Genomic DNA, 12,281 nt, shown 5'->3' on the forward strand with positions numbered 1-12,281 from the left:
CATGCTGATGCTGCTGGCGCTGCACCTGGTGGCTGCGGCGCTGGCACCCGCGCTGGTGCGTCGGTGGGGACGTCGGGCCTTCCTGGCACTGGCGCTCGCCCCGGCCAGCGCGTTCGGCTGGGCGCTCGGGTACGCCGACGCCGTCCGGGACGGCGGTGCCGTCGTCGAGGCGTACCCCTGGGTGCCGGAACTGGGGCTCGGCCTGGCGCTGCGGGTCACCACCCTGTCCTGGTTGCTGGTGCTGCTGGTCGGTGGGATCGGCGCGCTGGTGCTTGTCTACTGCGTCGGCTACTTCGATGCCGACGAGCCCGGGCTCGGCCGGTTCGGCGCCGTCTTCGTCGGCTTCGCCGGAGCCATGCTCGGGGTGGTGCTCGCCGACGACCTGCTGCTGCTCTACGTCTGCTGGGAACTGACAAGCGTCTTCTCCTACCTGCTGATCGCGCACCACCCCGAGCAGCAGGCCAGCCGGCGGGCGGCGAACCAGGCGCTGCTGGTGACCACCCTCGGCGGCCTGGTCATGCTCGTCGGCTTCATCATGCTCGGCCAGCACGCCGGCACGTACCGGTGGTCCGAGATCGCCGCCCGGCCGCCGCCCGGCGGGTACCTCGGGATCGCGGTGGTGCTGATCCTGGTCGGGGCGCTGAGCAAGTCGGCGATCTTCCCGGCCAGCTTCTGGCTGCCGGCGGCGATGGCCGCACCGACCCCGGTCAGCGCGTACCTGCACGCGGCGGCGATGGTGAAGGCCGGCGTCTACCTGGTAGCGCTGCTCGCCCCCGCGTACGCCCAGGTCGGCCCGTGGCGTCCGGTGATCTACGTGACCGGGATCCTCACCATGCTGGCCGGTGGCTGGGCCGCGCTGCGTCAGGTGGACCTGAAACTGCTGCTGGCGTACGGCACGGTCAGCCAGCTCGGGCTGCTGGTGGTGCTCGCCGGTACCGGCACCCCGGACGCCGCGCTCGCCGCCGTCGCGATGCTGCTCGGGCACGCCCTGTTCAAGGCGACCCTGTTCCTGGTGGTCGGGATCGTCGACCGGCGGGCCGGAACCCGGGACCTGACCGTGCTCTCCGGGCTGTGGCGGCGGATGCCGCTGGTCTTCGCGACCGCCGTCCTCGGCGCCGCCTCGATGGCCGGGATACCGCCGCTGATGGGGTTCGTCGCCAAGGAGTCGGCCCTGACGGCGTTCACCGGTGACCCGGTGGTGCTCTCGGCGCTGTTCCTCGGCGCCGTACTGACCACGGCCTACAGTGCCCGGTTCGTCTGGGGGGCGTTCGGTCGCTCCGGCACGGAGGCGACCCCGACCCGCCCGGTCGAGACCGTCCTGCTCGCCCCGACGGCACTGCTCGCGGTCGCCGGGCTGGTACTGGGGCTGCTGGCCGGGCCGGTCGGCGGGATGCTCGCCGGTTACCCCCGGCTGTTCGGGCCGATCGGGCACCCGCTCACCTTCGTACCGGTGCCGGGGCTCGTGACGGGCCTGTCGATCCTGGTCCTGTTCACCGGTCTGCTCGTCTTCGTGTTGCGGGACCGGGTGGGCGCGGTGCAGGCCCGGCTGCGGGCACCGTTCGACGGGGACACCGCCTACCAGGTGCTGAGCCGGGGCTTCGACAGGTTCGCCGTGCTGCTCACCGGTGCGACGCAGCGGGGTTCGCTGCCGCAGTACCTCGGGATCATCCTGATCGCCCTGGTCCTGGTGCTGGGCGGCGCGCTTGTGCGCGTGTGGCCGGACAGGATCGGCCTCCCGGACAACCCGGTCCAGGCCGTCGTCGGGGTGGTGCTCGGGGTCGCCGCGGTGCTCACCGTCCGGGCCCGGCGCCGGCTCACCGCGGTGATCCTCGCCGGTGTCACCGGCTACTGCACCGCGATGCTGTACGTGCTGCACGGTGCGCCCGACCTGGGGCTGGCCCAGTTCCTGGCGGAGACCGTCACCATCGTGGTCTTCGTGCTGGTGCTGCGCCGGCTGCCGCCCCGGTTCTCGGTGCGACCGCTGCGGCGCAGCCGGTGGACCCGGCTCGCCCTCGGGGTGGCGGTCGGGGTCGTGGTCACCGCGATGGCGGTGGCCGCGACCGGGGCACGGCGGGCGCCGCCGATCGCGGAAGAGTTCCCCGGGCCGGCCCTCTCCTTCGGGTACGGCCGCAACGTCGTCAACGTGACCCTCGTCGACATCCGGGCCTGGGACACCGTGGGCGAGATCTCGGTACTGGTGGTCGCGGCGACCGGGGTGGCGAGCCTGATCTTCCAGTGGCGACGCGGTCCGGACCGGCCCCGGCGGGACGACCTGGCGCCGCCGTCCGGTGCCGAGCGGATCTGGCTGCGGGCCGGGCCGACGCTGCGGACCCGGAGCCGTTCCATCGTCTTCGAGGTGGTCGTTCGGCTGATCTTCCACACGGTGGTGCTCTTCTCGCTCTTCCTGCTCTTCTCCGGGCACAACGCCCCCGGTGGCGGCTTCGCCGGTGGCCTGGTCGCCGGGCTGGCATTCGCGGTCCGCTACCTCGCCGGTGGCCGGCACGAACTCGACCAGGCGGCGCCGGTCGACGCCGGAGTCGTGCTCGGGGTCGGCCTCTTCGTGGCACTCGGCACGGGCCTGCTCGCCATGTCCACCGGCGGGGAGGTGCTGCGCAGCACGCTGCTGAAGCCGGAGTTGCCGCTCATCGGCGACCTGCACCTGGTCACCTCGATCTTCTTCGACATCGGCGTCTATCTGGTCGTGGTCGGCCTCGTGCTGGACATCCTGCGCAGCCTCGGCGCCGAGGTGGACCGGCAGATCGAGGTGGAGGACGAGCGGGGCACCGGGCTGCGCACCGACCGGCCGGCGGGCGGGCCGGGCCCGGCCGGTACGGGCGGCCGACGATGACCCCGAACCTGGTGCTGGCGCTCGTCGTCGGGGTGCTCTTCGGCAGCGGGGTCGTACTGCTCCTGGAGCGCAGCCTCAGCCAGGTGCTGATCGGCACCATCCTGCTCACCAACGGCGCCAACCTGCTGATCCTGCTCGGCGGCCGGTCCGGCGGGGCACCGATCCTGAGGGTCACGCCGGAGGCGCAGATGAGTGACCCGCTGGCCCACGCGATGGTGCTGACCGCCATCGTGATCACCCTGGGGCTGACCGCGTTCCTGCTGGCGATGGCGTACCGGAGTTGGCAGCTGACCGGGCACGACGAGGTACGCGACGACCCGGAGGACCGCCGGATCATGCGCCTTGCCGAGCGGGGCGAACTCGCCGGCCCGGACGACAACGTCAGCGAGCGGCCGCGGCAGCGGGGCGGCGGGGTCGCGGGTACCGATCCGGAGCAGGTCGACCCCGAGCCGCCACCGCGCCGGCTCGACGGCGGGGGCGGGACATGACCTACCTGGTACCGCTGCCGGTCGTCGTACCGCTGCTCGGCGCCGCGCTGACCCTGGTGCTGGGTCGGCGGCCGATCGCGCAGCGGGCGATCAGCGTCACCACCCTGGTGGTCACCCTGGCGGTCGCGGTCCTGCTGCTCTGGCACAGCCACCGGCACGGTGCGCTGGTGGCGCCGATCGGCGGCTGGCCCGCCCCGATCGGCATCGTCCTGGTCGCCGACCAGTTGGCCGCGCTGATGCTCGTGGTGTCGGCGGCGGTGACGCTCTGCGTGCTGCTCTACTCGATCGGCGAGGACCGGGCGGATCCGGGCGAGCACGGCCCGGTGGCCATCTACCACCCCACCTACCTGGTGATGACGGCCGGGGTGACGAACGCCTTCCTCGCCGGCGATCTGTTCAGCCTCTTCGTCGGCTTCGAGATCCTGCTGTCGGCAAGCTACGTGCTGCTCACCCTCGGCGGCACCGAGGAACGCATCCGGGCCGGTACCACCTACGTGGTGGTCGGCCTGGTCTCGTCGCTGATCTTCCTCACCGCGATCGGCCTGGTGTACTCCTCCACCGGCACCCTGAACCTCGCCCAGTTGGTGGGCCGGCTCGACGGGCTGCCGGCCGACCTGCGGTTGGCGCTGCACGGGGTACTGCTGCTCGCCTTCGCGATCAAGGCGGCGGTCTTCCCACTGGCGGCCTGGCTGCCGGACAGTTATCCGACCGCACCGGCCCCGGTCACCGCGGTCTTCGCCGGCCTGCTCACCAAGGTCGGCATCTACGCGATCATCCGGACCGAGACGTTGCTCTTCCCCGACGGCCGCGTCGACGGCGTGCTGCTGGTGCTCGCCCTGCTGACCATGCTGGTCGGCATCCTGGGCGCTGTCGTGCAGTCCGACATCAAGCGGCTGCTGTCGTTCACCCTGGTCAGCCACATCGGATACCTGCTCTTCGGGGTGGCGCTCGCCTCGCGGCCCGGACTGGCCGCCGCGATCTTCTACGTGGTGCACCACATCACCGTGCAGACCACGCTCTTCCTGGCGGCCGGGCTCGTCGAGCGGCGGGCCGGCAGCACCAACCTGGACCGGATCGGCGGGCTGGCCAGGGTCGCGCCGCTGCTCGGCGGACTGTTCCTGGTGCCGGCGCTGAACCTCTCCGGCATCCCGCCGTTCTCGGGATTCCTCGGCAAGCTGGGGCTCTTCCAGGCCGGAGTGTCGGCCGGCGGGGTGCTGCCCTGGATGCTGGTGATCGCCGGCACCCTGACCAGCCTGCTCACCCTGTACGCGACGACGAGGGTGTGGAGCCTGGCGTTCTGGCGCGCGCCCCGGCTGGCCGAACCCGAGACCGAGCCGACCCGGCTGCCCCGGCTGATGGTGGGCGCCACCACCGTACTGGTGCTGCTCGGGGTGGGGCTGACCGTGGCCGCCGGCCCGCTCTTCCAGGTCAGCGCCGAGGCCGCCGGCGATCTGCTGGAGCGTGCGCCCTACGTCCGCGCGGTGTTCCCCGGTGGCCCGCCGTGACCGGCGACGCGCGGGCGTCCGGCCCGGTCCCGTCCCGCCGGGCGGTGCCGGGCTGGCCGGCGCTGCGGCGCCGATTCACCGGGCGGCGCCGCTGGCGGAGGCTGTGGCGCCGGCTTCCGGACCGGCGACGCTGGCGGGACCAGTTGATCACGGTCGGCTGGCTGGTAGTGGTCTGGAGCCTGCTCTGGGGCGAGTTCACCATCGGGAACCTGATCGGCGGCGTACTGGCGGCGGTGGTGATCCTGGTCTTCCTGCCGCTGCCCCGGGTCACCTTCGGGGGCCGGATCCGGCCGATCGCGCTGATCTGGTTCGTCGGGCGCTTCGTCGTCGAGCTAGTGGTCGCCAGCGTGCACGTCAGCTGGGTCGCGCTGAGCCCCGGGCTGCCCCGGAACGCGATAGTCGCCATCCGGCTGCGGGTGCGTACCGACCTGAACCTGGCGATGACCGCCGAGGTGCTGTCGCTGGTCCCGGGCACGTTGATCGTGGAGGCCGACCGGGAGACCGGCACCCTCTACGTGCACGTACTTGACGTACGCGGTGTCGAGGACCTGGACCGGAGCCGGCAACGCATCCTGGCCCTGGAGGCCCGCCTCATCCGCGCCGTCGGCTCCGCGTCGGAGCTGCGGCTGGTCTCGTCGCCCAGTGGAGACGCCGAACCGGGAGGACCGTCATGATCGTCGCAGTGGTTGTCGTCGCCGTACTGCTCTCGGCCGCGGCGGGGCTGGCCCTGGTCCGCGTCGTACGCGGCCCGGCACTGCTGGACCGGGTGGTCGCCGTCGAGGTGCTGATCTCGATCATCATCGGGGCACTCGGTGCCGAGGCGGCCGTCAACAGGCACGCCACCACGCTGCCGATCCTGGTCGCACTCAGCCTGCTGGGCTTCGTCGGCTCGGTGGCGCTGGTGCGGTTCGCGGCCGGGGAGGAGGCGTGAACGCGGTACTCGACGTACTGGCCGGGATCTTCCTGGTCGCCGGAGGGCTGCTGAGCCTGGTCGCCGGGATCGGGCTGATCCGCTTTCCGGACGTGCTCAGCCGGATGCACGCGGCGACCAAGCCGCAGGTGCTCGGGGTACTGCTGATCCTGCTGTCGCTGGCGGTGAGCCTGCGCAACGGCGCCGACCTGGCCACCCTGGTGCTGATCGCCGCCTTCCAGCTCACCACCGCACCGCTCGCCGCGCAGATGATCGGCCGGGCCGCGTACCGGACCGGGCGGGTCCACCGCGAGACGCTCGACGTCGACGAACTCGCCGAGTACGGTGGCGACTCCGGTCGTGCCGAGTGAGTGGACCCGCCGGGGCCTCAGCCGAGTTCCTGGGCCAGTCCGACCACGATGCCCTCGGGGCCGCGCAGGTAGCAGAGCAGGTAGCTCTGCTCGTACCGGGCCAGTTCGCCGACGAGTTCGGCGCCGTGGGTACGCAGCCGGGCGACGACGTCCTCGATGTCGTCGACGGCGAACATGATCCGCCGGATTCCCAGCGTGTTCGCCGGAGCGTCCTTCGGCTCGGCGGTGATCGCTCTCGGCGCGTGGAACTTCGCCAGCTCGACCCGGCCGTGCCCGCCCGGGATGCGCAGCATCGCGACGTCCTGCCGCACGCCGTCGATGCCGATGACACGCTCCACCCACCGTCCCTCGATCGGCCCCCTGCCCTCCAACTCCATGCCGAGTTCGACGAAGAACGCGATGACAGCGTCGAGGTCGTCGACAACGATGAGGACGTTGTCCATCCGCTGGATCGTCATGCCGGGTCTCCTTCTGGTCGGGGTACGGCCACGCTGGCCGCATCGACCCCTGGGACGGAGTCACCGGCTGGTTCTCGACACTTCCGTCGCCGGAGATTCGAGGATTTCGTCCGGCGGAGATTCGACGACTCCGTAGCCGGAGGTTCGCGGAATTCACCGGCACCTCAGGAGTCGGCGGGGAAGGCCATCGTGCCGGTCAACCCGACGGTGCCGGGCAGCCGGGTGTCCTGGCGCAGGAACTGCACCACGACCGGGACCGGCGAGCGGACGACGCAGCCGAACCGCCGGCCGAGCGCGATCGCCTCCGGGGCGACCAGGTCGTTGAGGCGTACGTGCCGGATCCGCCGGGCGCCGACGCTCACCGGGTACGGGCCGACCGGCTCCCGGTCCTCGTAGTAGACGGTGATCTCCAGGTCGGCCGGCTCGTCACCGGTGTTCAGCACCGCCAACTGGTCGAAGCTGGTGAACTCCGGTTCCTCGCCGCTGCTGGGGAACGGGATCCGGCCGCCGGGTACCACCCAGACCCGGCCGCCGAGGCCGACCATCAGCCGTCCCTCAGCAGCCGGGCGAGATCGGGGGCCAGGAACACCTCGTCCGGGTCGAGCCGGCGGCGCACGTCCTGGAACCTGTCCCACTGTGGATAGACGGCGCGCAGTTCCGGTGCGGCCATCGAGTGTTTCTTGCCCCAGTGTGGGCGGCCGTCATGCTGCCGGAACACCGCCTCCACATCGGCGAAGTACTCGTCGTGCGGCAGGGAGTTGTTCTGTAGGCAGGCGATCGTGGTGGTGGCCCGGCCGTACGCGGGACTGAGCCAGATGTCGTCCGCGGCGACGGTACGCACCAGGACCCGCCAGGCCACCCCGGTACGGTGCCGGTCCAGGATCCGGCGACGGATCTCGGTGAAGCAGGCGTGGAAGGCCTCCGACGGGATGGCGTACTCGATCTCCTCGAAACGCAGCTCCCGGTGCCGGGGGATGGTCCGGTGGCTCGGGCCGGACTCGGTGACCCGGGGTTCGCCGACCGAAATGAGTTCCGGCTCCTCGCCGCGCCGGTTGAGGGTGCGGATCTGGGTGGTGTCGGTGCGCGGATACCAGTAGAAGTCCATGTTCCGGTTCTGCCGCTGCAACTGCGGCAGGTGGTCGAGGGTCCAGGCGATCGACGAGCACCAGTTGCGCCGCCGCAGCTGGTAGGTGGGGGTGAGCCGCAGCGTCAGCGCGGTCACCACGCCGAGCGCGCCGAGGGAGAGCCGCGCCGCCGGCAGCAGGTCACTGTTGCGCCGTGCGGAGATCTCCAGTACCTCGCCGGTGCCGGTCACCATGCGGACTCCGGCGACCTGGGTGCAGAGGTTGCCGAATTCGAGGCCGGTGCCGTGCGTACCGGTGGCGGTGGCGCCGGCGATCGACTGCACGTCGACGTCACCGAGGTTGTCCATGGCGAGCCCCGCCTCGTAGAGCGTCTCGCCCAACTCGCCCAGCGGCACCCCGGCGCCGACGGTCGCCAGGTGCGGGTCGTCGTGCCGGCGCACGGTCCGGGGCAGTCCGGCCAGGCTGACGAGTACGTCGTCGGTGCGCACCAGCGGGCTGGACGAGTGACCGGAGCCGACCGGCCGGAGCGTGGTTGAGGTCTGCCGGGCCCGCTCGACGAGGCTCCGTACGGCGTCCTCGTCCCCGGGCCTGGCGTACTCGCGCGGGGTGAACCGGAGGCTCCCCGACCAGTTCCGCCACTCCCGTCCCAACGCGTCCCTCCTCGACTGCCCGCCCCGGCGCCAACCGGCACGTCCGGCACCCGGCGGGACGGATCGGACAGGCGTCTCTACCCGGTCGACGGTCCGGGAAACGGCCGCCGGGGCGGTGGTGGTTGTCCCGGCAGTGGTAAGCGGTCATCGGTAGGATGGCCTAGTGATCGACTCATCTGTCCAGGAGGGCAGCTGTAGCCAGCCGGGTCGGACCCGGCATCTTTCGCACCAGCCGCGACGACAGGGAGCGCTGAGCGCCCCGTGCTGATCGCGATCGGTCTCCTCCTGATCATTCTGCTCACTGCGGCGACGGGATATTTCGTCGCTCAGGAATTCGGTTACGTCGCCGTGGACCGGGGCAAACTGCGCCAGCTCGCCGAGGAGGGCGACGCCGCCGCGCAACGCGCCCTCACGGTCACCGGTCGGCTCTCCTTCATGCTCTCCGGCGCCCAACTCGGGATCACCGTCACCGCCCTGCTCGTTGGTTACGTCGCCGAGCCGTACCTCGGCGACGGCCTGGCCGACCTGCTCGGCGTGGCGGGTGTCTCGGCCGCGATCAGCACGCCGCTCGCGGTCGCGCTCTCCCTGGTGATCGCCACGGTCATCCAGATGGTCTTCGGGGAACTCGCCCCGAAGAATCTCGCCATCGTCCGGGCGGAGTGGCTGGCCCGGATCCTGAGCCGCTCCACGCTGATCTATCTGGCCGTCGCCGGGCCGGTGATCCGGCTCTTCGACGCCGCCGCCACCCGGCTGCTGCGCCGGCTCGGCATCGAACCGGTGGAGGAACTGCCCAGCGGGGCGACCCCGGAGGACCTGGAACAGATCATCGCCGAGTCGCGCGAGGAGGGGCACCTCGACGCCGAGATGTCCACCCTGCTCGACCGGGGACTCGACTTCCGGCAGCTCACCGCCGCCGAGGCGATGGTGCCCCGGGTCGACGTCTACACCGTACGGCCCGACGAACCGCTCAGCCGGCTGGTCGAGCTGCTCGACACCGGGCACTCGCGCTTCCCGGTACGCGGCTCCGAGGGCGTGGACGACGTCGTCGGGGTGGTCGGCATCGCCGACGTGCTCGGGGTGCCGCCGGCGGAGCGGGCCACCACCCCGGTCGAGGCGGTCGCCGTACCCCCGTTGCTGGTGCCGGCGACGCTGCCGCTGCCGACGGTGCTGGACCGGCTCCGGGCCGGGCACCGCCAGCTCGCCTGCGTGGTCGACGAGTACGGCGGCTTCGCCGGGGTGATCACCCTGGAGGACATCGCCGAGGAACTCGTCGGGCCGATCCGGGACGAGGACGACCCGCCCGAGCGGGCCCCGGTCCGGCAGGCCGACGGCTCCTGGGTGGTGCCGGCCCGCTGGCGGATCGACGAGGTCGCCGACAGCACCGGGATCACCCTGCCGGAGGCACCCGAATACGACACCCTCTCCGGTCTGGTGATGCGGGAGCTGGGCCGGATCCCCGAGGTCGGTGACCGGCTGGAGATCAGGCTCTCCGCCGAGGGGGAGCCGGACCAGGAGGCGACGCTGCCCCGGGCCCACGTCGAGGTGCTGGCGGTCGACCGGCACGTCGCCGACTCGGTCCGGCTCCGGGTGCTGGTGCCGCAGGGCAAAGCGGAGCGGGCCTCATGAGTACCACCTGGGCGTTGCTGATCTCCCTGTTGCTGCTCGCGTTGAACGGCTTCTTCGTGGCCGCCGAGTTCGCCCTGCTGGCCGCGAAGCGCTACCGGCTGGAGCAGGCCGCCGCCTCCGGTGGCCGGGCCGCCCGGGCCGCGCTGGACGGGGTACGCGAGCTGACCCTGATGCTCGCCGGTGCGCAGTTCGGCATCACCGTCTGCACCCTCGGGCTGGGCGCGCTCGCCGAACCGGCGATCGAGCATGTGCTCAGCCCGCTGCTGCACGCGGTCGGCCTGCCCGACACGGCCAGTCACGTGATCGCGCTGGTCTTCGCGCTCGCCCTGGTCACCTTCCTGCACCTGGTGGTCGGCGAGATGGCCCCGAAGTCGTGGGCGATCACCGACCCGGAGCGGTCGGCCCTGCTGCTCGCGCTGCCGTTCCGGGCGTTCGCCCGGGTGGCCCGGCCGGTGCTCTACGCGCTGAACGGGCTGGCCAACGTGACGCTGCGGCTGGCCAAGGTGCGCCCCGAGGAGCAGTTGGCGGTGGCGCACGGGCCGGAGGAGCTGCGGATGCTGTTGCAGCAGTCCCGCGAGCACGGCCTGCTCGCCGCCGACCAGCACGAGATGCTGACCAGCATGCTCGAACTCCAGGGCACCACCGTCGCCCAGGTGATGGAGCCGGTCGAGACGATCGTCTCGGTACGCCCCGACGACTCCGCAGAGCGGATCGAGGAGGTGTGCCGGTCCAGCGGCCGGTCCCGGCTGGCCGTCTTCGACGCGCCGGGCGAGGTTGCCGGGCTGGTGCACGTCCGGGAGGCGGTCCGGGCCACCACCGCCGGGCGCTCCGCGACGGCCCGGGAGCTGATGACGGCGCCGTTCACCCTGGAGGCGACGGCGACGGTCACCGAGGCGGTGGCGGCGATGCGGGCCGAGCAGGCGCAGTTGGCGCTGGTCAGCAACGGTGCCGGTGCCGGCCGGCCGGTCGGGTTCGTGGCGCTGGAGGACCTGCTGGAAGAGGTAATCGGGGAGTTCGACGACGAGACCGACCCGATCCCCCGGGGCCGCCGGATGCGCTGACCGTCCGCCCTGTCCCGCCCCGCCCGCCCTCGCCCCCGCCCTCCGACAGCCGATCCCGCTGCCGGTCGGGTCGGAGGCCGATCCCCCTGCGGGGTCGGCTCGGGGCGGGGCGGCCACGGTCGGGTCGGAGGCGTGCCGGGCGGCCACGGTCGGGTCGGAGGCGTGCCCGGCGGGTGCGGGCCCGGCCGGGGCGGGCACGGGAGGGGGCGACGGTGGGCTTCGGGATACTCCCGCCGGGTGCGGGGCTGACCGTGCGGACCACGCTGGCCAATCCGAGTACCCGGCCTGGCCTGACGCTGCCCGGCCGGGTCACCCTCACCGCCGGCCGGTCGCCGGTGACCGTCGACGGCGTGACGCTCGGCCTGGTCACCCGGGTCGAGCCGGCCGGCGGGGAGGTGGAGTACCAGCCGGTGGAGTTCCACCGGGTCCCCGCCGCCGGGGCGTTCGTGCTGGCCGGCGGAGAGCGCCGGGTACTCGACTTCGGCGTGCCGGTGCCCTGGGAGACGCCGGTGACGGTGGTCGGCGGCCACTGCCTGCTCAACCTGCGGATGGGGTTGCGGACCGAGGTGGCGGTCAGCGAACTGCTCGACCGGGGCGACCTGCGCCCGGTGTACGTACACCCGCTCCCCGCCCAGGCCGGCGTGCTCACAGCCCTCGGCGAACTGGGCTTCGAACTGCGCCAGGTCGGGCTGCTCGCCGAGCGGCTGCCCGGGATCGACCAGCGGCTGCCGTTCCACCAGAAGATCGCGTACTGGGCGGCACCGCTGTACGGCGGTCCGTTCAGCGAGCTGGAGGTCTCGTTCTTCACCGACGCGTACCGGGTGGAGGTGCTTTTCGCACTGGACCGCCGGGTGGCGCTGGCCGGCGCCGGGCACCTCAGTTTCAGCCGGTTCCGGGTGGCGCACCAGGGCGCGGCGGAACTCGACTGGATCACGGTGGTAAACAGTTGGCTCCGGTACGCCGTACAGCGGCACTCGGCGACCGCCGCCGGCTACCAGGTGCGTACGGCCCGGGGTCCGTCGCCGTCACCCCGCCCGACCGACCCCGACCGGTCCCACCCCGGCCCGTCCGGCACCAACACTGCGGACAGCGATCCGGCGGGGGAGGAGCCCCGGGGTGCCGCGCCGGCCGCCGGCCACGATCCGGACCGGGGACTGCGACCGATCGGCGGTGGCGAGGGCGGCATCGGCGGCGGCTCCGGCGGAGCCGCCGGCGGGGGCGGCGGCAGCGGAACCTGAAAGGAAGGGCCCCCTCTTATCGTTTTCTGTTGTAGCGGGGG

The 12,281-nt window shown here is 72.4% G+C and carries 12 protein-coding genes; 9 read left to right on the plus strand and 3 right to left on the minus strand.

Annotated elements, in window-relative coordinates:
• Position 1 precedes the first annotated feature (1 nt).
• Genes CLT71_RS32370 through mnhG form a run of 6 tightly spaced genes read left to right on the plus strand, consistent with a single transcriptional unit; the run spans position 2 to position 6,122 of the window.
• Complete coding sequence (locus CLT71_RS32370) at positions 2-2,848, plus strand: Na+/H+ antiporter subunit A (RefSeq protein WP_101370445.1); 2,847 nt, start codon at positions 2-4, stop codon at positions 2,846-2,848.
• Entirely contained in the window at positions 2,845-3,336 is a 492-nt protein-coding gene (locus CLT71_RS32375) for a Na(+)/H(+) antiporter subunit C (protein ID WP_101370446.1), read from the plus strand. Before CLT71_RS32370 ends, CLT71_RS32375 begins: the two co-directional genes overlap by 4 nt.
• Positions 3,333-4,841 (plus strand): Na+/H+ antiporter subunit D, encoded by a 1,509-nt coding sequence (locus CLT71_RS32380; RefSeq protein ID WP_101370447.1) that lies wholly within the window; start codon positions 3,333-3,335, stop codon positions 4,839-4,841. The genes CLT71_RS32375 and CLT71_RS32380 overlap by 4 nt, the downstream gene beginning before the upstream one ends.
• A complete protein-coding gene (locus CLT71_RS32385; RefSeq protein ID WP_486483575.1) occupies positions 4,838-5,515 on the plus strand; it encodes a Na+/H+ antiporter subunit E in 678 nt (225 codons plus the stop codon). Before CLT71_RS32380 ends, CLT71_RS32385 begins: the two co-directional genes overlap by 4 nt.
• The gene (locus CLT71_RS32390) at positions 5,512-5,772 is read left to right on the plus strand and encodes a monovalent cation/H+ antiporter complex subunit F (RefSeq protein WP_101370448.1); all 261 of its coding nucleotides are present in this window, start codon (positions 5,512-5,514) and stop codon (positions 5,770-5,772) included. Before CLT71_RS32385 ends, CLT71_RS32390 begins: the two co-directional genes overlap by 4 nt.
• Positions 5,769-6,122 carry a monovalent cation/H(+) antiporter subunit G gene (gene mnhG, locus CLT71_RS32395; RefSeq protein WP_101370449.1) on the plus strand — a complete coding sequence of 118 codons (354 nt, stop codon included), beginning with the start codon at positions 5,769-5,771 and terminating at the stop codon, positions 6,120-6,122. The genes CLT71_RS32390 and mnhG overlap by 4 nt, the downstream gene beginning before the upstream one ends.
• A 17-nt stretch (positions 6,123-6,139) precedes the next feature.
• Here the strand turns inward: mnhG and CLT71_RS32400 are convergent, their stop codons facing one another.
• From CLT71_RS32400 to CLT71_RS32410, 3 genes are all read right to left on the minus strand, one after another.
• Positions 6,140-6,580 (minus strand): VOC family protein, encoded by a 441-nt coding sequence (locus CLT71_RS32400; RefSeq protein WP_101370450.1) that lies wholly within the window; start codon positions 6,578-6,580, stop codon positions 6,140-6,142.
• Positions 6,581-6,744: 164 nt separating this feature from the next.
• Positions 6,745-7,125 carry a sensory rhodopsin transducer gene (locus tag CLT71_RS32405; RefSeq protein WP_199187790.1) on the minus strand — a complete coding sequence of 127 codons (381 nt, stop codon included), beginning with the start codon at positions 7,123-7,125 and terminating at the stop codon, positions 6,745-6,747.
• Positions 7,125-8,315, minus strand: a complete 1,191-nt coding sequence (locus CLT71_RS32410) for a D-arabinono-1,4-lactone oxidase (RefSeq protein WP_101370451.1) — start codon at positions 8,313-8,315, stop codon at positions 7,125-7,127. The genes CLT71_RS32405 and CLT71_RS32410 overlap by 1 nt, the downstream gene beginning before the upstream one ends.
• 261 nt (positions 8,316-8,576) lie before the next feature.
• Between CLT71_RS32410 and CLT71_RS32415 the strand changes: the two genes are divergently transcribed.
• The 3 genes from CLT71_RS32415 to CLT71_RS32425 all read left to right on the plus strand — a co-directional run bounded on the left by CLT71_RS32415 (position 8,577) and on the right by CLT71_RS32425 (position 12,240).
• Positions 8,577-9,941: a hemolysin family protein gene (locus CLT71_RS32415; RefSeq protein WP_101370452.1), complete on the plus strand. Its 1,365-nt coding sequence runs from the start codon at positions 8,577-8,579 to the stop codon at positions 9,939-9,941.
• Positions 9,938-11,002: a hemolysin family protein gene (locus tag CLT71_RS32420; RefSeq protein WP_101370453.1), complete on the plus strand. Its 1,065-nt coding sequence runs from the start codon at positions 9,938-9,940 to the stop codon at positions 11,000-11,002. The genes CLT71_RS32415 and CLT71_RS32420 overlap by 4 nt, the downstream gene beginning before the upstream one ends.
• 212 nt (positions 11,003-11,214) lie before the next feature.
• On the plus strand, positions 11,215-12,240 hold the full coding sequence (locus CLT71_RS32425) for a sporulation protein (RefSeq protein ID WP_158242349.1): 1,026 nt from the start codon (positions 11,215-11,217) through the stop codon (positions 12,238-12,240).
• Positions 12,241-12,281 lie beyond the last annotated feature (41 nt).

The sequence above is a fragment of the Plantactinospora sp. CNZ320 genome, assembly GCF_002846275.1.